The sequence below is a fragment of the Massilia sp. Se16.2.3 genome, from assembly GCF_014171595.1.
Lineage (GTDB): Bacteria > Pseudomonadota > Gammaproteobacteria > Burkholderiales > Burkholderiaceae_D > Telluria.
Map to the genome: position 1 here is coordinate 5,158,044 of NZ_CP050451.1, position 23,225 is coordinate 5,181,268.

At 64.0% G+C, this 23,225-nt stretch carries 16 protein-coding genes and 1 pseudogene; 10 read left to right on the plus strand and 7 right to left on the minus strand.

Going from position 1 to position 23,225, the window contains the following annotated elements; all coding sequences use genetic code 11:
- Positions 1–58 precede the first annotated feature (58 nt).
- The 9 genes and pseudogenes from G4G31_RS23705 (at position 59) to G4G31_RS23745 (ending at position 12,161) form a co-directional block, all read left to right on the plus strand.
- A complete protein-coding gene (locus tag G4G31_RS23705) occupies positions 59–2,776 on the plus strand; it encodes an alpha-1,6-glucosidase domain-containing protein (RefSeq protein ID WP_182989647.1) in 2,718 nt (905 codons plus the stop codon).
- 113 nt (positions 2,777–2,889) lie between these two features.
- Positions 2,890–3,389: pseudogene (locus G4G31_RS23710) on the plus strand (demethoxyubiquinone hydroxylase family protein).
- A gap of 87 nt (positions 3,390–3,476) precedes the next feature.
- Entirely contained in the window at positions 3,477–4,427 is a 951-nt protein-coding gene (locus G4G31_RS23715) for a hypothetical protein (protein ID WP_182989648.1), read from the plus strand.
- A 333-nt stretch (positions 4,428–4,760) separates the two neighbouring features.
- Positions 4,761–5,747, plus strand: coding sequence for a hypothetical protein (locus G4G31_RS23720; RefSeq protein ID WP_182989649.1), 987 nt, complete (start codon positions 4,761–4,763; stop codon positions 5,745–5,747).
- Entirely contained in the window at positions 5,740–6,342 is a 603-nt protein-coding gene (locus G4G31_RS23725; protein WP_182989650.1) for a TMEM175 family protein, read from the plus strand. The genes G4G31_RS23720 and G4G31_RS23725 overlap by 8 nt, the downstream gene beginning before the upstream one ends.
- 205 nt (positions 6,343–6,547) lie before the next feature.
- Positions 6,548–8,788: a sugar nucleotide-binding protein gene (locus tag G4G31_RS23730; RefSeq protein WP_182989651.1), complete on the plus strand. Its 2,241-nt coding sequence runs from the start codon at positions 6,548–6,550 to the stop codon at positions 8,786–8,788.
- A 194-nt stretch (positions 8,789–8,982) separates the two neighbouring features.
- Positions 8,983–11,025, plus strand: a complete 2,043-nt coding sequence (locus tag G4G31_RS23735; RefSeq protein WP_182989652.1) for a diguanylate cyclase — start codon at positions 8,983–8,985, stop codon at positions 11,023–11,025.
- 123 nt (positions 11,026–11,148) lie between these two features.
- The gene (gene yidC / locus G4G31_RS23740; RefSeq protein WP_182989653.1) at positions 11,149–11,778 is read left to right on the plus strand and encodes a membrane protein insertase YidC; all 630 of its coding nucleotides are present in this window, start codon (positions 11,149–11,151) and stop codon (positions 11,776–11,778) included.
- A gap of 41 nt (positions 11,779–11,819) precedes the next feature.
- Positions 11,820–12,161, plus strand: a complete 342-nt coding sequence (locus tag G4G31_RS23745) for a hypothetical protein (RefSeq protein WP_182989654.1) — start codon at positions 11,820–11,822, stop codon at positions 12,159–12,161.
- A 12-nt stretch (positions 12,162–12,173) separates the two neighbouring features.
- Here G4G31_RS23745 and G4G31_RS23750 read toward each other — a convergent pair whose 3' ends face one another.
- The 7 genes from G4G31_RS23750 to G4G31_RS23780 form a co-directional block, all read right to left on the minus strand.
- Positions 12,174–14,033, minus strand: coding sequence for a glucokinase (locus tag G4G31_RS23750; protein ID WP_182989655.1), 1,860 nt, complete (start codon positions 14,031–14,033; stop codon positions 12,174–12,176).
- An 81-nt stretch (positions 14,034–14,114) separates the two neighbouring features.
- Positions 14,115–14,600, minus strand: coding sequence for a hypothetical protein (locus G4G31_RS23755; RefSeq protein ID WP_182989656.1), 486 nt, complete (start codon positions 14,598–14,600; stop codon positions 14,115–14,117).
- 53 nt (positions 14,601–14,653) lie between these two features.
- Entirely contained in the window at positions 14,654–15,505 is an 852-nt protein-coding gene (locus G4G31_RS23760; protein ID WP_182989657.1) for a hypothetical protein, read from the minus strand.
- Positions 15,506–15,593: 88 nt separating this feature from the next.
- Positions 15,594–16,613: an alpha/beta fold hydrolase gene (locus tag G4G31_RS23765; protein WP_182989658.1), complete on the minus strand. Its 1,020-nt coding sequence runs from the start codon at positions 16,611–16,613 to the stop codon at positions 15,594–15,596.
- 281 nt (positions 16,614–16,894) lie between these two features.
- On the minus strand, positions 16,895–18,559 hold the full coding sequence (locus G4G31_RS23770) for an alpha-amylase family glycosyl hydrolase (protein WP_182989659.1): 1,665 nt from the start codon (positions 18,557–18,559) through the stop codon (positions 16,895–16,897).
- A gap of 23 nt (positions 18,560–18,582) precedes the next feature.
- Positions 18,583–20,226, minus strand: a complete 1,644-nt coding sequence (locus G4G31_RS23775) for an alpha-D-glucose phosphate-specific phosphoglucomutase (RefSeq protein ID WP_182989660.1) — start codon at positions 20,224–20,226, stop codon at positions 18,583–18,585.
- Between the two features lie 93 nt (positions 20,227–20,319).
- Entirely contained in the window at positions 20,320–21,642 is a 1,323-nt protein-coding gene (locus tag G4G31_RS23780; protein WP_182989661.1) for an MFS transporter, read from the minus strand.
- A 272-nt stretch (positions 21,643–21,914) separates the two neighbouring features.
- On the opposite strand from G4G31_RS23780, the gene G4G31_RS23785 reads away from it, so the two are divergent.
- Complete coding sequence (locus tag G4G31_RS23785) at positions 21,915–23,198, plus strand: MFS transporter (RefSeq protein WP_182989662.1); 1,284 nt, start codon at positions 21,915–21,917, stop codon at positions 23,196–23,198.
- Positions 23,199–23,225 lie beyond the last annotated feature (27 nt).

Here is a 23,225-nt window from a genome sequence, read left to right on the forward strand (position 1 = left end):
TCTGCTTGCCGCCTGTTGGCGAGCTCCGATGTAGCACAACTACGAGAACCTGCTGCCGATGATCCGATACGCCTGCCTTGCCCTGTCCGTCCTTGCAGGCTCCGCCTGCGCTGCCAGCGTGCCACTCTCGGCCTGCGACACGCCCTCGTTTACTACCCTGCTCCAGCCAGGCGGGCCGGCGAGCGCGGCACGCGCGGTCTGGCTCGACCGGCGCCTGGCGCGCTGGCCGGGCATGGCGCGCGAAGGCCGCTTCCGCCTGTATCACTCGCCTGGCGGCACCATCGCCGCTACCACCGGGGCGCCGGTCCGGGGCGCGGCAGGGGCGATCGAGCTCGACCTGTTCACGGGCGAGGTGCCGGCCGTGGCCGCGCAGCGCTTCAGGCATGTCGAACCCGGCCCGGTGCTGGCCGTGCGCGAGGCCGACCTCGCGCGCCTGCCGCAACTGCACCGCGAACAGCTCGTGCTCGTGCGCGAAACAGCAAGTGGGATCGTCCTGGCCGCCACCCGCCTGCAAAGCGCAGGCGGCCTCGACGACCTGTACAGCGCCGCGCGCGACGTGCCCGCCTTGGGTGCCACCCCGACAGCGCGCGGCACCGCATTCAGGCTGTGGGCGCCGACCGCCCGGAACGTGGCCGTCTGCGTCTACGACACGGGCAGCAGCCGCGCGCGTGCCGTCCATCCGCTGGACGTCGACACTGCCAGCGGCGTCTGGAGCGTGCAGGTCCCGAAGGACCTATCAAGCCGCTACTACCGGTACGTCGTCGACGTGGTGGCCGATGGCGTCGGCCTCGTGCGCAACTTCGTCACCGACCCGTATTCGGTCAGCCTCACGACGGATTCGAAACGCAGCTATATCGCGGACCTTGCTTCGCCTGCCCTCAAGCCGCGCGGCTGGGATGCGCACCGCTCGCCCGATACCGTCAAGGCGCAGACCGACATGAGCGTCTACGAGCTGCACGTGCGCGATTTTTCGCGCGACGACCCCTCGGTGCCGCTGCATAAACGCGGCAAGTACGCGGCCTTTGGCGAGACCGCTTCGCACGGCATGCGCCACTTGCGGGCGCTGGCCCAGGCCGGGCTGACCGATATCCACCTGCTGCCCGTGTACGACATCGCCAGCGTGCCCGAGAAGGACTGCGTGGTCCCGCGAGCGCAGGGCGCGCCCGATAGCGGGGAGCAGCAGGCGCTGGTCATGAAGACGGCCCACGCGGACTGCTACAACTGGGGCTACGACCCCTACCACTACAACGCGCCCGAAGGCAGCTATGCCAGCGACGCGCAAGATGGCGCGCGCCGCATCGTCGAATTCCGCGAGATGGTGATGCACCTGCACCGCGCTGGCCTGCGCGTCGGGCTGGACGTGGTCTACAACCACACCTTCATCGCCGGCCAGAACGAGAAGTCGGTCCTGGACCGCATCGTGCCCGGCTACTACCACCGCCTCGACGAGAACGGCGCCATCGCCCGGTCGACCTGCTGCGACAACACCGCGACCGAAAACACCATGATGGCCCGGCTGATGATCGACTCGGCCGAACTGTGGGCGAAGCACTACCGCATCGATTCCTTCCGCTTCGACCTGATGGGCCACCAGCCGCGCGCGGCGATGGAGGAGTTGGGCGCGCGCGTCGACCGGGCAGCCGGCCGCCACGTCCAGCTGATCGGCGAAGGCTGGAACTTCGGCGAAGTGGCAAACGGCGCGCGCTTCGTGCAGGCTTCGCAATTGTCCCTGAACGGCAGCGGCATCGGCACCTTCAGCGACCGTGCCCGCGACGCCGCGCGCGGTGGCGGCGCCGGCGACGGCGGCGAGGCCGTCGTCAAGCAGCAGGGCTACATCAACGGCCTGGTCTACGACCCCAACGCCCTCGCCGGTACCCGTCCGCGCAGCGACCTGCTGCGCAGCGCCGACATGGTGCGCATCGGCCTGGCCGGCACGCTGCGCAGCTATCGGCTCACGACCTTCGACGACACCACGCGCAGGCTGGAAGACATCCCGTATGGCGACCAGCCGGCGGGCTACGCCAGCCAGCCAGGCGAAGTCGTGAACTACATCGAGAACCACGACAACCAGACGCTGTACGACGCCAATGCCCTGAAGCTGCCGCTGGCGACGTCGACGGCCGAGCGCGCGCGCGTGCAGGTGCTGGGCCTGGCGATCAACGCCTTCAGCCAGGGCGTCGCCTATTACCATGCGGGCGTCGACATCCTGCGTTCGAAGTCCCTGGACCGTAACAGCTTCAATTCCGGCGACGCCTTCAACCGCCTCGACTGGACCTACCGGACCAATCACTTCGGCAGCGGCCTGCCGCCGGCGCCGGACAATGCGAAAGACTGGCCGCTGTTCCAGCCGCTGCTGGCCAACCCGGCGCTGCGGCCGACGCCTGCCGACATCGCCTTTACGCGCGACGCCTTCCGCGACCTGCTGAAGATCCGCGCCAGCTCGACGCTTTTCCGGATGCGCACGGCAAGCGAGGTGGCAGAGCGCCTGCGCTTCTTCAATGTGGGCTCGCAACAGGAACCGATCGTGATTGCCGCCCACCTCGACGGCCGCGGCTATCCGGGCGCGGGCTTTGCGGGCCTGCGCTACTTCATCAACGTCGACAAGACCGCGCATGTGGTGAGCGATCCGCAGGCCGTCGGCAAGCGCCTGCGCCTGCATCCGGTGCACCGCGCCAGCACGGCTGCCGACAAGCGCGCCGTGGATGCTGCATTCGACAGTGGCACGGGCGGCTTCCGCATTCCGGCGCGGACGGCGGTGGTATTTATCGAAGAGTGAAAGGCAGGTAGGATGGCGCATCGGCGGCGGCGCACCTCGCTCCGCCATGCCGAACCTGCCAGGAGCCAGCTTTGCACAGCACACATGCCTTGCGCGTCGACGCGGGACGGATCATGAAGGTTAACCACGCCGGCGAGCACGGCGCCGTGAACATCTACGCGGGGCAGCTCGCTGCGGCAGGCTGGCGCGCGCGTATTCTGGTCTCCGAACTGGCCGAATTCAAGTCCCACGAAGAGCGGCACCGCGCACTCTTCGCCAGCGAACTGGCGCGCCGCGACCGCCGCGCTGCCGCAGCTACTGGCTGTGCGGCGTGGGCGGCTACCTGCTCGGTTTCGTCACCGGTTTGCTGGGCGTGCGCTCAATTGCGATCGCAACCGTGGCGGTGGCGCGCGTGGTGCTGCGGCACCTGGAGCAGCAGCTCCTGGCCATCGGCACCACCGATCCCCACGCCAGCGCCGCCATCTCGGCTATATTGCAGGAAGAGCAGCTCCATCATGACCATTCCGCAGCCCATGTCAGCGATTCCGGACTTCTTCATCGCATGCTAGGCGCGGTGATCTCGGGCGCGACGAAGTCGGTGATCTGGATAGGGATGCGGCTCGGTCGAACCTAAATCCAGCTTGATTGCACTTTTTTATCAAATGCAATCGTATGTTTATAATTTTTAGACTTTTTTTTACTTTGCAAGAAAGACTACTTCGTGACCGAATCGACGAAAACAGCAATTATCACAGCGGTGCTTACAGGCATTTTTACTGTCGTGGCTGGAGTCGCCACCTACTGGTTTACTACAAAAGAGCCGGAACTTTCATATTCGGTAGTAGGTGGTCCGGCTCTTTCAAACGCTAGTGGCTCAAAACGCATCTTCGTAGTCGAAGTAAGAAACGACGGCAAGAAAGAGGTTGCTCAGACTTTGATTCAAGTTAGTCTAAAGTTCGGTGAATTAAGCGAAGCGGCCTCGGAAGCAAGTCCTGGAGTTAAATTGGCCGAAGAGAAAACGCAACATCAGATCGATATAAGGGCAGACTTATTAAACCCTGGTGATGCTGTTAAGGTCTCGTTTTTGACAGCGCTCGCATCCCAAAACGGACAACCTACTGTAGTAGTACGAGCGCCTGGTGTAAAAGCAATTGCTGAAAGCTCAAAATCGAACAACCCTTTAGACATTGCATTGCTACCGCTGATTCTAGGCACACTTGCTGCTGTTCTTAGTACATTTCTGATGGCTGCACGTATTGGGTTTCTCGGGAGGTTAGTTGGTTTTGCTGGGCCATCACTAGATCAATCTGAGATATCCGCAAACATTTGTGCTGCATGTGGTCTACATGACGAAGCTAACCGATTAAGGTTTGGGGGGCCAGAGATTTCGTACCGAGGAACTGCGGATTTTCTTTTGCAACAAGCTCTTTCTGTAGAAGAGCCACGTCGAAAAAAGTATGACATGGCCTTGCGCGGCCTACTGCTGTTTGCCGACACCACACCCAATACGCAATACACCATCCGTTACGCAATTGAGTTTTTGGCAGGATCCCCAATTTCAGACGCTGATTTTGAAGAATTGAAAAACAAAAAGACCCGCGAAGGCGAGGACCCGGTAGTTTGGCGCCAGAGATTAGTAACTTTTGTCAGTGAGGCGAATTCAGAGAATTAAATACATGCAACTTCGGTGTAGATTATAATAATCTATATTTTCTGCACTCGTTAAAATGAGAGAATTCGACTGCAAATTCTCAGCGACGGCATGATCGCTACCATTATCACGATCACAGTTGCTGGGACCGGATTTTCGCACGACCCCAATTTCCGGGTCTTAAGCCCGCTATGACCCGTTTTCATGAGCTACGCACTCAGCTTCGTCTGCTCCTGCATCTGCATCTACTGGGACACGCCCCAGTAAAAATATTGCTTATACGGTTCGATCTAATAATTCTGTTTCTGACGCCCCGGTTAATAGACTCATACAAACTGCCAAATAAAACAACCTATGCAATTCAACCCAATCTCAATAGTTTTGACATTAGTTGGCGGCTTATTATTAGCGGCCCTTCTTGGCTGGATTCGTCGCCCCCGACTTACAGTATTTGTTCCAAGAACATTCTCTTATAATCAACTTAGTGACAAAGGACACCTTGTTGAGGTCACGGTATTCAATCGTGGATTCAAAACTGAAGAGAGTATTGATGTAACGCTTAATCCATCACTAAAGTACGAGTTACTTGGCGCCAATAGCCCCGATGCGACTGTTGATAGAAATCGCCTCAAAATGACACGCATCGCTCCTTCAGATGAAATTACAATGCTCTTAGTTGTTGAAAACGGTGTTTTTAAACCAGATGATATTACTCAAACTGTTTCCAAAGAAACTAAAGGAGTTACCGTTGCGAAGCTTGAGGATGTTCCGCCAACCGCAATGCAACGAGTGTTTTTAGTAGGCGTGTTTATAGTCCTTCCTGCTGTGTGCTATCTCGGGTACGTGGCGATCAATAACGCTTTCACCGCTCCTGAGCCAACAGCAGTTGCCGCAGCGCCCATAAAAACAATTGGCTGGACCATACCTTCGTTCTATCAGAAAGATGACAATCTTCTTTATAAGTCACTGGAGTCAGGGAAGTTATCCGTTGAGCTTGGAACACTAAGTGCAAAAGGTGATATCGTATCGGTTCCGTTTCAATTACGAAACGATACGAATGCAGTATACAACGCAACCTTGCAAGCTTTTACAAGCACAACCGATAAGCGCACCCCGCGTTACGAACAGCTAATTAGTAATGTAATCGTTTTCCCGGGAGGTAAGACTGAAAAACATATTAATGTAGCCATTCCTATAACCGCTACTGGTAACGAGAGGATTATTTTTATAACTGTTTTCTTAGAGGATACCAACGGAGAAACCTTGAAACTTAATCAAAATTACATAGCACCAGATAAGATTAATCAAGAACCGGCATCGGCAAAAAGAAAGAATGGGTAAAAACCGACTAGAAGCCTTCAGCGACGGCGTCATCGCCATCATCATCACGATCATGGTGCTGGAACTGAAAGTCCCGCACGATCCCGACTTCCGGGCCTTGCTCCCGCTGTGGCCCGTCTTCATGAGCTATGTGCTCAGCTTCATCTACGTCGGCATCTACTGGAACAACCACCATCACCTTTTGCACGCGGTGCATGAAGTGAGCGGCGGCGTGTTGTGGGCGAACCTGCATCTGCTGTTCTGGCTCTCGCTGATTCCTTTCGTCAGCGCCTGGATGGGCGAGAACCACTTCGAGATGGCGCCCACCCTCGCCTACGGCGTCGTGCTGTTCATGTGCGCCGTTGCCTATTCCCTGCTGGCGCGGCGACTGACCTCGAACCATCCAAAGAACGCGACGCTCGCCCGCGCCATCGGCGACGACCGCAAGGGGCGCCTGTCGATCCTGCTGTACGTGGCCGGGGTGGTGCTGTCGTGGTTTTCGCCACCGCTGGGCTTTGCCGTGTATGCGGGAGTAGCTGTCATGTGGCTGATTCCGGACCGCCGCATCGAAGCGACCGTCATCGACGAAATCGAGCACGAAGAAGCCTCCAGGTAATCGCATACTGCATGTAGGAGTGCATGGAGCGCGGGCAGTGCAGGTGCCGACAGCGCTGCGGCATGCGCTCCGACAGACCACACCGATGCGGCGTGCCGGCCTGAAGAAATGTCGAAATGTGTCGCCGCTAAGTGCGCCATTTCACAGACTGCGTTTGCCGGGCCTGCCTAAGCTTGTCCTTTGGATTTAGCTACGGGCCCCTATCATGACGCATCAACCTTCACATCACCGCGACCAGCCGGTCGCACTCTGGGGCGGACTCGAATGCACCGTCAACCGCGTGCAGGACCAGTATTTCAGCCAGATGGACCGCAATGGCCACGCCGGCCGCCTGCCCGATATCGAGCGCTTCGCCTCGCTCGGGGTCAGCGCGATCCGCTATCCGGTGCTGTGGGAGCGCACCGCGCCTGGCGACCTGAATGACGCCGACTGGAGCTGGTCCGACGCGCGCCTGCCGGCGCTGCAGGAACTGGGCGTGACCCCGATCGTCGGCCTGCTGCACCACGGCAGCGGTCCGCGCCATACCAGCCTCGTATCGCCCGACTTTCCCGACAAGCTGGCCGCCTACGCCGGCGCCGTCGCCGCGCGCTACCCCTGGGTCGAGTACTACACCCCGGTCAACGAACCGCTGACCACCGCGCGCTTCAGCGGCCTGTATGGCGTCTGGTACCCCCATGGCAAGGATGACCTGACTTTTGTACAGGCCCTGCTCAACGAGTGCCGCGGCACCGTGCTGGCAATGCGCGCCATTCGCGCGGTCAATCCGCAGGCGAAGCTGGTGCAGACCGACGACATCTGCAAGAACTACGGCACCGAGCCGATGACGGGGCTGGTGAACTTCTTCAACGAGCGCCGCTGGCTGACCTGGGACCTGCTGTGCGGGCTGGTCGACCAGCAGCACGCGCTGTGGGACTACCTGGCCGGCACCGGCATCGACCAGGAGCAGTTGCTCTGGTTCCGCGACAACCCCTGCCCGCCCGACGTCATCGGCGTGAACTACTACGCCACCAGCGAGCGCTGGCTCGATCACCGCGCCGGCCGCTATCCCGAGCACTATCACCACGATTACCAGGGCCAGGCCTACGCCGACATCGAAACGCCGCGCGTGCTGGCCACGCCGACGCCCGGCATCGGCCCCTTGCTGCGCGAAGTATGGGAGCGCTATGGCCTGCCCGTTGCCGTCACCGAGGCGCACATCGACGCCAACCGCGAAGACCAATTGCGCTGGCTGCTCGAGATCTGGGACGCGGCGCAGCAGGAACGGATGAACGGCGCCGACATCCGCGCCGTCACCGTCTGGGCACTGCTCGGGTCCTACGACTGGAACTGCCTGGTCACCGAGTGCCGCGGCTACTATGAACCGGGGCCCTTCGACGTGCGCGGTCCGGAGCCGCGCGCCACCGCGGTGGCCGAGATGATGCGCGAACTGGCCAGCGGCCGTCCGCTGTCGAATCCGGTGCTGCAGGGCGAAGGCTGGTGGCGCCGTCCCGAACGCCTGCTGGTGAAACCCATCGGCACCCCGGCGGCGCTGGCCGACATGACGCGGTTGCTGCGCTTCGGGCGCGACAAGGTCGTCCAGCCGATCCTGATCACCGGCGCCACAGGCACGCTGGGCGGCGCCTTCGCGCGCATGTGCGAGCGCCGCAACCTGGCCTACCGCATCGTCACACGCGCCGAAATGGACGTCACCGATCCGGCCTCGGTGCAAGCTGCCATCGCCCGCTACCGGCCATGGGCCATCATCAACGCCGCCGGTTATGTGAAGGTCGACCAGGCCGAGGTCGACGCCCTGCGCTGCCGGCGCGAAAACACGCTGGCGCCGACCATCCTGGCGCTGGCCTGCGTGCGCAACGAGCTGCGCTTCGTGACCTTCTCGAGCGACCTGGTATTTGACGGCCGGTCCGACCGGCCCTATGTCGAATCGGACCGGGTGGCGCCACTCGGCGTGTATGGCCGCAGCAAGGCAGAGGCCGAAGAGCGCGTCATGGCGACCGACCCGGATGCGCTCGTGATCCGCACCAGCGCCTTCTTCGGACCGTGGGACGGCTACAATTTCGTGACGCGGGCACTCGACGCTTTGAGCGCGGGACGCCCCTTCACGGCCGCCGGCGACACGACCGTCTCGCCCACCTACGTGCCCGACCTGGTCCACACCTGCCTTGACCTGCTGATCGACAAGGAGAAGGGCATCCGCCACCTGACCAGCGGCAGCGCCGTGACCTGGGCGGAACTGGCACTGATGGCGGCGGCAGCGGCCGGTGTCGATACCAAGCGCTTCGAGGAGCGGCCGGCTGCGGCGCAGGGCACGCATCCGATCCGGCCCGTGTACAGCGCGCTGGGCACCGAACGCGGCCTCTTGATGCCTCCCTTGGGGGACGCGCTGGTACGCTATGCCGCGCTGCGCGCCGACCCCACGCAATACATCGCGGCGCGCAGCAACCAGTAACATGGACGACGCACCGGCAGCGTAGCGCCGCACCATGCGGCCGGTGCGCCCGCATGTACGGCACGGGTTATCGATTGCAGGAAGGAGGCAAGCACGCGACAACGAGGCATATTAATCGATGCAACACGCATGGGCTCGGGTAGAATGCATTTGGGCAAGTGTATTCCCTGCTGATCGGTTTCTTCGAAAAGAACATGCTTTCAACGACTTACGCCACTGCTTGTGTACGCCTGCCACGCTTTCGCCAGGTGCTGATTGCCTCCCTGCTCTTGTGCGGGAGCGGGGTCGCCGCCGCGGCGGACACCTTGAATACCGCGCTCGACGACCTCGACCAGCACGGCTACCCCTCGCCGCTGCTGGCGATCGAGCGCCTGCGCTCGGTCGCGGACCGTCCCGGTCCCGAGGCGCCCATCGCGCAGCAGATGCGCTACCACGCCACGCTGGGAATGATTGCCGTGCATGGCGGGGACAAGAAGGAACTCGACGCCACGGTCGCGGAGATGGGGCGACTGGCGGCAAGCGGGCGCTGCCAACCCTGCGGCGAGTACGGGCTCATCTTCCAGGCGGCCCAGCTGGAATTGAACCGGGACCGCAACGCAATCAAACCCTTGCTCGACACGCTGGCCAAGCTGCCAGCCGCAAGCGACCTGCGGCTGGAGTCGGCGCGCTCGGGCATGCTCGCGCGTGGGCGGGCGCTGCTCGACGAGAACGATGCGGCGCTCGACCTGGGCATGCGGGCCGTCGAGACCGCGGGCCGCGCCGGGCAGCCGGCGGCCGAGGCACGCCTGATGACGGGCCTCATGCGCGCCCACTTTGGACGCGGCGACATGGCAAGCGCCCTGCGCGTCACCGAGGAGACCTACGCGCTCGCAAAAAGCATCGGCTTTCGCTACCTCATGGCGCAGACGCGCATCAACCAGAGCTACATCTACGGCACCCTCGGACCACCCGAGAAGGAGCACCAGGCGCTGCTCGATGTGCTGCGCCTGACCAGGAACACGCGCGGCACCGAAGAGGTCGAGCAGACGGCGCAATCGAATCTGTCGGCCTATCACATCCATCGCGGCCAGTACCCGGAGGCGATCCGCTACACCCTCGCCGCCGAACAGCTGGCCCGCCGCATGGGCGACGACATCGGCGTGGGCTTTGCGGTGAGTAACCGCGGCAGTGCCGTGGCCCGCAGCGGCCGCGTCGACGAAGGCATGGCGCTGATGAAGCAGGGAATCGCCATGGTCGAGAAGGCGGGCGGGCGCCGCGAGATACTCGACCTGCTGTCCGAACAGGTCAATGTGCTGGAAGCGGCCGGCCGCGACCGCGAGGCCCTGGCCACGCTGCGCCGTGTGGTCAAGCTCTCTGGCGACATCACCACCGCCGAGCGCGAAAAGGCCGTGCTCGAACTGCAGGAAAAATTCTCCACCGAGCGCAAGAGCCGCGAAATCGAACGGTTGTCGCTGTCGAACGCCCGCGCCAGCGCCGAACTGGCCGCGCATGCATGGAAGCAGCGCATGTGGGCCGCGTTCGCGGTGGTACTGCTGCTGTCGGCGGCGCTGCTGGCGCAGTGGGTGCGCACGACGCGGCGGCGCAACCAGGCGCTGGTGGTCGACAACGCGGCGCTGGTCTCGCAGTCGATCCACGATCCGCTCACCGGCGCATTCAACCGCCGCCATTTCGAACAGCTGATGGCGCAGCAGGAAGCAACGGTGCACGGCCGCTCGCGCGACCGCAGCTACCAGGCCGCCGTGGGCCTGGTCCTGCTCGACGTCGACCACTTCAAGCGCATCAACGACACCCATGGCCACGCCGCCGGCGACGAGGTGCTGAAGGTGGTGGCCGAGCGCCTGCGCGGCCTGGTCCGCGAACAGGATGCGGTGGTGCGCTGGGGCGGCGAGGAATTCGTCCTCGTCCTGCCGGGTACCCCGGCCGACGGGCTGCCGGTCGTCGCCGCCAAGGCACTCAACGCCCCGGGCCGCGAACCGGTGATGCACGAGGGCGTGGCGATTTCCCTGCGCGCCAGCGCCGGCACCATCGCCTGGCCAGCATGGCCGGGCCAGGACTGGGCCGACGCGCTGCACATCGCCGACCTGGCGCTGTACCAGTCGAAGTCGGGCGGGCGCAACCGCGCGACCTGCTTCATGGGCCTGCGCGAGGGTGCGGACCTGGGCCGCGTACATGCCGACCTGGCGGCGGCCGCGGCGGCGGGCGACGTCGAGCTGCGCACGGTGGCGGGTCCGGCCTGACACGGCGATGATATCGAACTTCGAAAAAACCGAAGAAACACATCGATAAAGATAGGTTTTCCATAAGAAAACTCTCGGTAGAATTGCTGGCATGAGTGCTTTGTCAACTACCGAGAGAAAAAAATGAACGAAACCCTGGCGGCAATCATGGCCCACCTGGCCCAGCTCTTCGACGGCAACATGGGCTGGGCGATCCTGGCGCTGGCGCTGGCCGTGCGCCTGGCCCTGCTCCCGCTGACCCTGCACCTGTCGCGCAAGATGCTGGCCAACCGCCAGAAGATGAAAGCCCTGCAGCCGCAGGTCGACGCGATCAAACAGCGCCTGGCTGGCGATCCAAAGGCGATGTTCGTGGCGATATCCACACTCTACGAGGCAAACGGCGCGAAGATGGTGGACGGTTCCAGCATCCTCGGCGGGCTGGTCCAGCTGCCGGTGTTCGGCCTGCTCTACAAGGCGATCGGCCAGGCCAGTGCCGGTTCCTTCCTGTGGATCAGGAGCCTGGCCTCGCCCGACGTGGCGCTCACCGCGGTCGTGCTCGTGCTGACCGCAGTGTCTGCCTGCTTGTTCCCCTCCGAGACGGCGGGCGCGGCCACCTTCATGATCGTCGTCCAGGTAGTCATCACCGCCTTCATCCTGTGGAAGCTGTCGGCCGGTTTGGGGCTGTACTGGGTGGCCTCGGCCGCGGTGAACGCGGTGCAGGCCTTCGTGCTGCGATTCGATGCGCGCCGCCTGGCCGCCGCCACGGTTCGCTGAACACGGACCGTCGGCGCAGATCGATCGGGTATAGTCGGGCCATGCCCGACAAGGAAAAATATCCCGGCACGCCGGACGGCCGTTACTTCGTGGTCAGGGGCCGTCTCTGGCGCAGCAGCAATCCGCACCTGGACCCGGAAGAGCGGCAGGCCTGGGTCAAGCGGCTGATGGATGCGCGCCGCCAGGTTGGCGCCGCACTCAAATCTGGCGATACCGCAGCCGAAAGCCACGCGCGGGCGCAGGTCGACGAAGCCAAGCACGCGCTGGGCGAACGGGGCCCGGTGTGGTGGACCGACGGCGCGCCCGACTACAACCGGCGCATGGCGGCCAATACGCCTTATGCCGATTGGTACGCGGCGCTGGCGCCGCCTGACGAGAAGTAGCCGCCGCGCCGTTCAGACGTCCAGGTGCGAAATGAGCAGCTTCCTCGCCTCGATGTCGCCGTCCTGCCCGGCACCGAGCGAAATCCCGACCGCCATGATGTCGATCAGCAGCAGCTGCAGGATGCGCGAGATCATCGACAGGAAGGTCGTGCTGTCCTCGGTGTGGTCCACCGCCAGGCACACGTGCGCCTTCTTCGCCAGCGCCGACTTGCTGCTGGTGATGGCAATCACGCTGGCGCCGGCGGCGCGCGCGGCGTCCACCGCCGACAGCAGTTCCGGCGCCTGCCCTGCCGTCGAAATGGCGATCACGACGTCGTTCGGCTGCAGCAGTTCGGCCGCGAGCTGGAACAGGTGGGCGTCGCCGTGGGCCGTGGTCGGAATCCGAAAACGGAAGAACTTGTGCTGGCCGTCGAGCGCCACCACGCGCGCATTCCCCATCGCATAGAACTCGACCTTGTTGGCACCCCGCAGCAGCGCGATTGCCCGGTCGATCGCATGCACATCGAGCCCGTCGCGGAATTTCAGGATCGCCGACACGGTGTTGTCGATCACCTTCGCCGACAGGTCGTGGGTGCTGTCGCTCATGCGCACCTGGCTGTGGCGCACGGGGATCGAGCCGGTCAGGCTGCCGGCGAATTTCAGCTTGAATTCGGCCAGGCCCTGGAAGCCGAGCGAGCGGCAGAAGCGGATGACGGTCGGCTGGCTGACGTCGGCCAGGCGCGCGATCTCGGCGATCGGCTCGGACAGCACCTTGCGCGGATGCTCCAGCACGAGTGCGGCCACGCGCTGCTCGGCCGGCGACAATTCGTGCTGCAGGTGCTGCACGCGCTCCATCAAGGTATTGGCGCCGCTGCGTCCGCGCAGGTGTTCGGACAAAATCGTCGACACGCCGCGCAGGGCGGGGTTCGGCGTCATGATGACGTAGGTTGGAATTTGCGCCAGGTAGTCGGTGAAACGTCCCTTGGCCTCGAAGCGCGCGCGGAAGGGCGAGGTAGCGAACCATTGCGCAATGCGCGGCACGATGCCGCCGCCAATGAAGATGCCGCCAAAGGCGCCCAGCGTCACGGCCAGGTTGGCCGCGGCGCCGCCGAGCATGCCGGCGAAGCACTCGAGCACTTCCGGGCACAGGGGATCCTGCTGTTCGAGCGCGCAGCTGACGATCTCGGCGGCGCTGCGCGCGGGGGCCGAATTTGCCACATTCGCGCCATTTCTTTCGGCCAGCGCGCGGTACACCAGCTCCATGCCGGGGCCGGAGAGGATGCGCTCGTTCGACACGTGCGGCCACTCGCGCCAGGCGTACTGCAGGATGGCGAATTCGCGTTCGTCGGCGGGGGCGAAGTTGACGTGGCCGCCCTCGCTGCCGAGGGTGATGAAACCGTCGGCGGTCGGGATCACGCCCGAGACGCCCAGGCCGGTACCGGCGCCGAGCACGCCCGCCACCGCATGCGGGGCCGGCTTGCCGCCGCCGATCTGCAGCACGTCGTTTGCGCCCAGGCCCGGCAGCGCCATCGCCAATGCCGTGAAGTCGTTGACGATCAGGAGCGTCGACCAGCCCATCGCACGGCGCACTTCGTCGGTCGAGAACTGCCAGTCGCGGTTGGTCATGCGTACCAGGTCGCCGCTGATCGGGTTGGCCATCGCAAAGGCCGCGTGCGAGATGCGCTCGTTGCCGTGCTGCGCCAGGTAAGTGTTCAGCAGCGGGACGATGCCGCTGTAGTCTTCGCAGCGCAGCACCGCGGTCTGGCGCAGCACGCCGGGCGCCGTCTCGAGCGCGAGGCGGGCGTGGGTGGCGCCGATGTCGGCCAGCAGGCGCGGGCCGTCGGCGTAGGAGGCACGGCTGGGTTTCTGTTCGATTTCTGGTTCGGTGATCATCGCGATGCTCGACGGCTGGGATACCTGGGACGCGCGTAGCATAGCATTGTTTGATTGCTACGAAGGGGGCTGGGCTGCTTTTCAGGCGCCTGCGCCGTGCACGCCGGCCTTCTGCCTGCGCCGTTGCCGCAGGCGCTGCGCAAGCGTCACGCAGTTCGACAGGAGAAGAACCGCCCAGCACAGCACCGCGAGGATGCCTCCGAAGAGCGGACGGCTGGCAAACACGAATACCCATCCGAACAGGACATAGCCGGTAAACGGCGACGCGGCCACATGCACCAGCGCCCGCCCCGATTGCCGGAGCTTCCAGGATGCCAGGGGCAGGAAGAACACCGATGCGACAATGGCGATGCCTTGCAGGCCCTTGGCGAGCTCGCCCTTCCCGACATCCTGCACGTACGCCTGCACGAGTTCATAGGCACGCAGCTCGGTATGCCGCGTGACCTCCACAGGTTTGCCTCCCTCATCGAATTTCGTATCGCACTGGGAAAGCGGCAGCACGAAGCACACCGCCAGCAGGATGGAAGCAAGGCGCCGCAGGAAGGTCATTCGCTGCGCGAGCTGCATGGAAGCTCCGTATGGTTGTCCGAAGTGTTGCCCGTCCCGGCAGGACAGCCGCCTTACTGCTTTGCCTCGCAGGAGTGGGTGGACTCGCGTTCGTTCAGGCCCATCACGCCGGTGAGCTTGCCGGCGCCGTCGAACGACAGGCTGATATTGTGCTTGTCCGGCAGGCCCACGCCCAGCGACACCGAGCGGCCGGCATCGTCGAAGCCGTAGGTCTCGAAGAGGGCATCCTTGACGGCATACGAGGCGTCGCCGATCCTGAGCACGCCGTCGCTGAATTCGACCTCGGTATCGCGCCGTACCAGCAGGTTTTTGGTATCGACGCAGCTGACGGTCTGCTTCTTGCCGAGCGCCAGGGCGGCAAGCACCTGGTACAGGGGCTGGGCACTGAGCTTGTCGGTGCCGGCGACTTCGCTGCACATGATCCCGAGGTCGTCGCGCTCGAGGTTGACCGCACCCTTGCCGCCATCGCGGCTGGACAGCACTGTGAGCATGCCGCCCTTTTGTTCGTCCACCGAGAACAGCGCCATGGCGGTGTACTGGCCTTTGGCATCGCGCTGGCGCGACAGCATCGTCTTCTTCGACTCGCGGAAGTCCACTTCCAGGCCATTCGACGAGGCCTTGCCGTCGGCGCCCACTTTCACGCTGGCCTCCATCTTGCGCGCATCGGGCTTGCGCATGCAGGCGCCGCTGTAGTCGCCGGCAACCAGCGGGCCGACCACCTTCCAGTAATCCATCACGGGTGGCGGTGGCGGCGGCGCTTCTTCAGACTGGGCGCCGGCGTCGTCCTGGGCAACGGCCTCGGCCTGGGTGTGCGTGTCGTCGGCAGCGTCGTCCTTGTTCCTGCTGCAGGCGGAGAGGAGCAGGCATAAGCTCAGGACGGACAGCAGGGCGATGCGAGGTTTCATGGGGCCTCCAGATGATGGGCCCCGTACGCTAGCACGAAACTTATGTTTTTTTCAACTGCCAGTTGAAAACCCAAGGTGACCGGGTTTCCTATTTTTGCGCGGCCAGCCCTTTCAGCAGCGCCACATGGAAGGCCTTCGGGTCCTGCATCTGCGGCGCATGGCCCATGTCCGGGAAGGTCACCAGGGTCGAGCGCGGGATCGCTTTCGCGGTCTTCTTCGCCAGCTCCGCATAGTTACCCAGCTTGCGGCGCAGGCTTTCCGGCGCCGCGTCCTTGCCGATCGCAGTGGTGTCCTTCAGGCCGATCAGCAGCAGCGTCGGCATGGACAACAGCGGGAACTCGTACACCACCGGCTGGGTATAGATCATGTCGTAGATGAGCGCCGAATTCCAGGCAACGAGCTCCTTGCGCGGCCCGCGATACATCCCGGCCAGCATCTGCACCCAGGGCTCGTATTCCGGCTTCCACTGATTGACGTAATAGGTCGCCTTCTCGTAGTTGCGGATCTTCTCGGCCGTGGTCTGCAGCTCGCGCGCATACCACTTGTCGACACCGAGCGACGGCACGCCCAGCGCCTTCCAGTCTTCCAGCCCGATCGGATTGACCAGCACCAGGGCCTCGGTCTCGCGCGGGAACAGCAGGCCATAACGTACCGCGAGCATGCCGCCGGTCGAGTGGCCCATGACGGTGGCGTTCGTCACGCCGATCGACGCGAGCAGGGCGTGCGTGTTGTCGGCCAGCTGCTGGAAGCTGTACTGGTAATGCTGCGGTTTGCTCGATTTACAAAAGCCGATCTGGTCCGGCACCACCACGCGGTAGCCTGCGCCGCTGAGTGCCTTCATGCTCGTCTCCCAGGTTGCGCCGCAAAAGTTCTTGCCATGCAGGAGGACGACGGTGCGGCCGTTGGCCTTGCCCTGCGGCGCGATATCCATGTAGGCCATGTGCAGCTTCACGCCCTGCGACGTGAAGTTGAACTGCCTCACCGGTGCGGGGTAGGCGAAACCCTCGAGCTCGGAGCCGTAGAAAGGTTCGTCGGCGGCGTGGGCGCTGAGGAAAGCCAGCGACAGGGCGAGGCTGGCGGCGATGCGAGGCAGGCGATGGGAAGTCATGGCGGTTCGGGTCGGGTTGGCGGACAGATCGAGTCTAGCCCAGAACCCGATGCGGCGATGCCCGTAGGGTGTGCGGCTCCACCCGGCCTTGTGACTATCGGCGGCCTGAACGCCGCCCACGCGTTCAACCAGCGTAAGAAACCTCGCGTCGTTCGATGGCGCGTCAATGCATACGTGATTTGAACGCGTGGGGTGAGGCGGGCTAAATGCCCGCGTTACGCGCAGCAGGCGCTCAAGCCGCGTGTGTTCACATCGTCGGGTGGAGCCGCACACCCTACGCCCTATTCCTGCCCGATCAGCACCACCTTGTTGCGCGACTCGAACTGCACCTTGCCGCCCTTGACGATGGCGCGCGTGCCCGAATACCAGTCGCGCACGGTCTGGCCGTCCATGAAGACGCCCGTCACCGGCACCGCGACCGGTTTATCAAGCGGCAGGTCCAGCGCGACGACCACGCGGTCGACCACGCCATTCTTTTCATAGGTGCGCTTGAAGGTGTAGGGATAGTGCTGGAGCATGCGGTGCACGCCGGCGCCCACGGCCGGATGCGCCTGGCGGAAGCGCGCCAGCCTGGCCCAGTGTTCGCGCACGTCGCGCACGCGGTTCAGTCCGCGCTGGGCGTTCGATGCCAGTTCGTCCCAGTTCATGAACGAGCGCAGCGTGGCGTCGCCCTCGGCGCCCTCCACTTTCAACAGGCGCGCGGTCTCGTCGCCGTAGTAGACCTGGGCGGCGCCCGGCGCCAGCAGCAGCTTGTTGGCCGTCTCGTAGGGGCGCTCGCGCATGGCGTCATAGGGCTTGTCGTCGTCGTGCGAACTGACGTAGTTCAGCACCGAATAACCCTTCATCGGTCCTTGCAGGGCCTGGGAATAATCGCTGAACAGCTTTTCGTAGGGCTCGGCGGCGTCGGTCTTCATGCCGAAGTTGATCATGCTGTCGAAGCCCTGGGCCGGGTAGTCCACCTTTGTTCCGCCCAGGTCGAACGCGCGGCCGTGCTTGATGCTGTAGTTGTAGACCTCGGAGGTCATGTAGAAGGGCGTGTCGCCCAGCTTCTTGTCCGGGTTTGCCCGCTTCCAGTCCTCGAAGGCGGCGCTCGCGACCTTCTTCAGGTCTTTCCACACGCCCGGTTCGGTATGCTTGACGGTGTCGGCGCGGAAGCCGTCGAAGCCGTATTTGCGTACCCAGTCGGCATGCCACTTCATCAGGTAGTAGCGCGGCGCGCGCGGGTAGCCGGTGCGCTTGAAGAAGGCGTCGAGCTCTTTCACCTCGCGCTCGTAGCGCCCTTCCCGCTTCCATTTCTCCGTCAGGTGCGGCGGCAGCGCCACGGGGTCGTTGCGGTCGGTGCGGATGTCGGGCAGGTTCTTCACCAGTGTGCATTCGATGGTCGTGCGCGCGTCCTTGTAGGTGCAGGCCGGGCTCGTACGTACCCATTCCGCCGGCCACACCGGATCGAGATCGGTCACCGGTCCCGTGTGGTTCATCACCACGTCGAGCAGCACGCGAATGCCGTGCGCATGCGCGGTGTCGACCAGGGTTTTCAGCTCGTCCTCGGTGCCGAGATTGGCATCGACCGCCGTGAAGTCGCGCGCCCAGTAGCCATGGAAGCCATAGCTTTTACCGGTGCCTTCGTCGGTGCCGGCATGGATCTGCTCGACGGGCGGCGTGATCCAGATGGCGGTCACGCCCAGCTCGTCGAAATACCCTTCCTTGATTTTCGCCGTGATGCCGGCGAAATCGCCTCCCATGAAACCACGCAGTTTTGCCGCATCGTTCTTGCGTCCATAGGCCAGGTCGTTGGCCGGGTTGCCGTTGTTGAAGCGGTCCGTCAGGAGGAAGTAGACGGTCGCGTTCTCCCATGTGAAGGGTTTGCTCGGCGCCGACCACGGTGCGGCGGCGTGGGCCGAGCCAAGGCCCAGCAGCAGGGAGACGGCAAGTGCGGGTAGTTTCATGCAGGGTTCCTGTAGGTTGAAAATCAGGTGATCACGCTCGGCAGCGCGCGGCCGGTGCGCTGGCGCAGTTCGGAGACGCCGTCGGCAATCGCGATCAGGCTTGACAAGGCTTGCTGGGTGTCGAGGTCGTGGCGGCCCGGATCGGCCTCGTAGCGCTCGAGGTAGACACGAATGGTGGCGCCTTCCGTGCCCGTGCCGGACAGGCGGAACACGATGCGCGAACCATCCGTCATGACGATGCGCACACCCTGGCGCGAAGCGATCGACTTGTCGACCGGGTCGGTGTAGACGAAATCGTCGGCCAGTGCCACGCGGTACGCATCTGCCCCCTCTCCAAGGGTCTGGCCGGCCAGCTTCGGCAGCTTCTCGCGCAGCGCCGTCATCATGGCGTCGGCGGCCATGGCGTCGACCGCCTCGTAGTCATGGCGCGAATAATAATTGCGACCGAAGCGCGCCCAGTGCTCGCTGACGAGCTGGCCGACCGACTTGCCGCTGGCGGCGATGATGTTCAGCCAGAACAGCACGGCCCACAGGCCGTCCTTTTCGCGCACGTGGTCGGACCCTGTGCCATAACTCTCTTCACCGCACAGGGTGACCATGCCGGCGTCCATCAGGTTGCCGAAGTACTTCCAGCCGGTCGGGGTCTCGAAGCAGGAAATGCCGAGCGCCTCCGCCACGCGGTCGGCGGCGGTCGATGTCGGCATCGAACGGGCGATGCCCTTGATGCCGCCGGCATAGCCCGGCGCCAGCGTCGCGTTGGCAGCGATGATGGCCAGGCTGTCCGAAGGCGTCACGGCCAGGTTGCGGCCCACGATCATGTTGCGGTCGCCGTCGCCGTCCGACGCGGCGCCGAAGTCGGGCGCATCCGGGCCGTTCATCAGGGCGATCAGTTCGGCGGCGTTGACGGGGTTCGGGTCCGGATGGTGTCCGCCGAAGTCTTCGAGCGGTTCGGCATTGATGACGGTGCCAGCGGGGGCACCGAGCATGCCTTCGATAATGGCCTTCGCATACGGGCCGGAGACGGCGCTCATGCCGTCGAAGCGCATCGTGAAACCGCGCTGGAACAGTGCCCGGATGGCGTCGAAGTCGAACAGGCGCCCCATCAGTTCCGCGTAGTCGGCCACCGGATCGATGACCTCGACCGCCATGCCTTCCAGCTGGGTGCTGCCGATGTCGTCGAGGTTGACGGGCGGCGCGTCGCTGATGCGGCAGGAGGTCAAGCCCTGGGTCTGGGCGAAGATCGCTTCGGTGATTTTCTCCGGCGCCGGGCCGCCGTTGCCGATGTTGTACTTGATGCCGAAGTCGCCGTCCGGGCCGCCGGGGTTATGGCTGGCCGAGAGCACGATGCCGCCAAAGGCCTTGTGCTTGCGGATCACGCAGCTGACCGCGGGCGTCGACAGGATGCCGCCGCGCCCGACCAGCACGCGCGCCACGCCATGGGCGGCGGCCATGTGCAGGATGGTCTGGATGGCATTGCGGTTGAAGTAGCGGCCGTCGCCGCCGACGACCAGGGTCTGGCCGGACAAGTCGCCCAGGGTCAGGAAAATCGCTTCGACAAAATTCTCGAGGTAGCCCGGTTGCTGGAATTCGGTCACCTTCTTGCGCAGGCCCGAGGTGCCCGGGCGTTGTCCCGTGAATGGCGTGGTCGCCACGGTCTGGATGGTCATGCTCCGCTCCTGTTTGTGTATTCGTCGTTGATGCGTTTATTAACAAAACGTTACGATACGACAGGAGCGGAAATGGTGGCGCGCAGGCGCGGTTTAATTGCGTGCCTTGTCCGTCACGGCCAGCGTCAGTACGGCGGCAACGAGCATGCAGCCGCCACCGAGCGCCAGCGTCAGCACCGTGTGGCCGTCGAAGAAGGCGCGCGTGACGAAACCGAGCAGCAGGCCGCTGACGATCTGCGGGATCACCACGAAGAAGTTGAACAGGCCCATGAAGTAACCCATGCGCTTGGCCGGCAGCGAGCCCGCCAGGATCGCGTACGGCATGGTGAGGATGCTCGCCCAGGCGATGCCGACGCCGATCATCGGCAGCATCAGCATGTCGCGCTCGTGGATCAGGGCGATGCTCGCCAGGCTGATGCCGCCGATGGCGAGGCAGGTGAAGTGCACCGTCTTGCGGCTGGTCGCACGGGCAAAGACCGGCAGGATGAAGGCGGCCAGCGCGGAGACGCCGCTGTACACCGCGAACATGATGCCGACGTGGTTGCCGGCCGCCTGGTAGGCCGCCGACTGGGCGTCGCGCGTGCCCCAGACGGTATCGGCAATCGCGCTGCCGGTATAGATCCACATGGCGAAGAGCGCGATCCAGGTGAAGAACTGGACAAAGGCCAGCTGCACCATCGTTTTCGGCATCCTGGCAAAACCGCCGACGATTTCGGCCAGCGCCACGCCGACATTGCGTGCCTGCTGGCGCTCGTGCTGAAAGCTGTCCAGGTCGGGCGGCGGCAGTTCGTCGGCGGTGAACACGGTCCAGCTGACGGCCGTCATGAACACCACGGCACCGGCGTAGAAGGAGTAGCGCACGGTGTCGGGAATCATGCCGTCCACCGGCACGTTCGAGACACCGAGCTCGGTGAAGATCGTCGGCAGCAGCGAGGCGATCACCGCGCCACAGCCGATGAAGAAGGTCTGCATCGCGTAGCCGGCCGTCTGCTGCGAGGCGTCGAGCTTGTCGCCGACGAAGGCGCGGAAGGGCTCCATCGAGACGTTGATCGCCGCGTCCATCATCCACAGTACGGCCACGGCCATCCACAGCGCCGAGGAATTCGGCATCAGGAACAGGGCGATGGCGGCCAGCAGCGCGCCGATGAAGAAGAAGGGACGGCGCCGGCCCCACTTCGGGTGCCAGGTGTTGTCGCTCATGTAGCCGATCACCGGCTGCACCAGCAGGCCCGTGACCGGCGCGGCCAGCCAGAACAGGGCCAGGTCGTCGGGATTGGCGCCCAGGGTCGAAAAGATGCGGCTGGTATTGGCGTTCTGCAGGGCGAAGCCGAACTGGATGCCGAAGAAGCCGAAGCTCATGTTCCACAGCTGCCAGAACGACAGGCGTGGCTTGAGCGCGTTGGTATGCATGTCCATCTGTGTCCCCAAGCGGCCCGGCGCAGGTAGCCGGGCTCTCTGTATATGGCGAACGCTCCATTGATTGTCCTGCCGGCGCGGATGCCGTGCGGGAAGTGTCTGGGAGCGTCCCCGTCCGGTAGGCCAGGAGGACGGGCTAATGCAGGTCTATTTGTAGCAAAATAACATGGCATTTTCCGAGTGTCAATCGCGCGACATGGTAGTAAAATCGCCATGTCTATAAGGTGGCACGTCCATTTTGTAGTCAAATAACACAACAACACGGAGACACCATGCTCGACTTCCAGCGCCGGCTGAGCCCTTCCTTCTACGCCCTGGCCAGCCTGCCCGCCACCGCCATGGGCTTTGCCCTGTGCATCCAGATTTCGGCGCTGAGCTGGTTACTGAGCACCAGGTACCACCTCGACATCCACGAGATCGGCATCGTCTGGGCCGCCGGCCCGCTGGCGGGCATCCTCGGCCAGGTCATTATCGGCTTCATCAGCGACAAGACCTGGTTCTGGGGCGGGCGGCGCCGGCCCTTCATCCTGGTCGGCGGCACGCTGGCGGCGCTGTCGGTCTTCCTGCTGCCGCGCATCGAGGTCGTGGCAAGCCTGCTCGGCACGGCCAACCTGCTGGTGGTGGCGGTGATCATCGCGCTGACGCTGGACCTGTCGATCAACATCAGCTTCAACCCCACCCGCTCGCTGATCGCCGACGTCACGCCCGAAGGCGAGGCGCGCACGCGCGGCTACACCTGGATGCAGACGATCTCCGGCTTCTGGGGCGTGATGGCTTACCTGATCGGCGCCTACATCGACAACTATGCGCTCATCTCGGTGGGCGTGTTCATCGTGCTGGCCTTTTCGGTGCTGCCGGTCTTCCTGATCGAGGAGCCGCGTGAACTGGCGCCAGCGCAGCAGGCTAGCGCCGAGGAGGCGACCAGCACCGACTGGGGCCAGCTGTGGCGCCTCTGGACCGCGCACGCCTTCAGCTGGTTCGGCGTGCAGGCCATGTTCGTCTACATCATTGCCTTCATCCAGCAGCACGTGGTGGCAAGCGGGGCCACGCCCTCTGAAGCGGCGGCGCAGTCGGGCCACGTGATCGCCATTTCCTTCGCCGTGATGAACGTGGTCGGCTTCCTGCTGCCGGCCCTGGTGCTGGCGCCCCTGGTCACGCGCTTTGGCAGGGTGCGCACCCAGGCGGGCTGCGTCGGCATCATGGCCCTGGCCTACTTTGCCATCGCCCTGTTCGCCCGCACTCCCGGCGCGCTCTACGCGCTGATGGCGGTGGTGGGCATCGGCTGGGCGGCCGTGGTCAGCCTGCCGTTCGCGATCATGAGCGAGAAGGTGGACAAGCGCCGCATGGGCTTTTTCATGGGCCTCTTCAACCTGTCGGTGGTGCTGCCGCAGCTGGCCACGACGAGCGTCGGCTATCTATTGAAATCGGCGGCCGACAAGAACGTGCTGTTCCTGATCTGCGGCGGCTGCCTCGCCGTCTCCAGCGTGCTCTGGCTGCTCGTACGCGAGAATAAAGCCGCGCCCGTCGCGGCGCCTGCGCTTGCGAGCGCTCACTAAGCTCATGAAAGCCCGTCACTCCATGAC

Bases quoted from the DNA above. Each gene is read 5' to 3' on its own strand.
- G4G31_RS23785 (WP_182989662.1), top strand. From the start codon at position 21,915: ATGCTCGACTTCCAGCGCCGGCTGAGCCCTTCCTTCTACGCCCTGGCC.
- G4G31_RS23705 (WP_182989647.1), top strand. From the start codon at position 59: ATGATCCGATACGCCTGCCTTGCCCTGTCCGTCCTTGCAGGCTCCGCC.
- G4G31_RS23730 (WP_182989651.1), top strand. From the start codon at position 6,548: ATGACGCATCAACCTTCACATCACCGCGACCAGCCGGTCGCACTCTGG.
- yidC (WP_182989653.1), top strand. From the start codon at position 11,149: ATGAACGAAACCCTGGCGGCAATCATGGCCCACCTGGCCCAGCTCTTC.
- G4G31_RS23755 (WP_182989656.1), bottom strand. From the start codon at position 14,600: ATGCAGCTCGCGCAGCGAATGACCTTCCTGCGGCGCCTTGCTTCCATC.
- G4G31_RS23725 (WP_182989650.1), top strand. From the start codon at position 5,740: ATGGGTAAAAACCGACTAGAAGCCTTCAGCGACGGCGTCATCGCCATC.
- G4G31_RS23745 (WP_182989654.1), top strand. From the start codon at position 11,820: ATGCCCGACAAGGAAAAATATCCCGGCACGCCGGACGGCCGTTACTTC.
- G4G31_RS23770 (WP_182989659.1), bottom strand. From the start codon at position 18,559: ATGAAACTACCCGCACTTGCCGTCTCCCTGCTGCTGGGCCTTGGCTCG.
- G4G31_RS23750 (WP_182989655.1), bottom strand. From the start codon at position 14,033: ATGATCACCGAACCAGAAATCGAACAGAAACCCAGCCGTGCCTCCTAC.
- G4G31_RS23765 (WP_182989658.1), bottom strand. From the start codon at position 16,613: ATGACTTCCCATCGCCTGCCTCGCATCGCCGCCAGCCTCGCCCTGTCG.
- G4G31_RS23720 (WP_182989649.1), top strand. From the start codon at position 4,761: ATGCAATTCAACCCAATCTCAATAGTTTTGACATTAGTTGGCGGCTTA.
- G4G31_RS23775 (WP_182989660.1), bottom strand. From the start codon at position 20,226: ATGACCATCCAGACCGTGGCGACCACGCCATTCACGGGACAACGCCCG.
- G4G31_RS23735 (WP_182989652.1), top strand. From the start codon at position 8,983: ATGCTTTCAACGACTTACGCCACTGCTTGTGTACGCCTGCCACGCTTT.
- G4G31_RS23780 (WP_182989661.1), bottom strand. From the start codon at position 21,642: ATGGACATGCATACCAACGCGCTCAAGCCACGCCTGTCGTTCTGGCAG.
- G4G31_RS23760 (WP_182989657.1), bottom strand. From the start codon at position 15,505: ATGAAACCTCGCATCGCCCTGCTGTCCGTCCTGAGCTTATGCCTGCTC.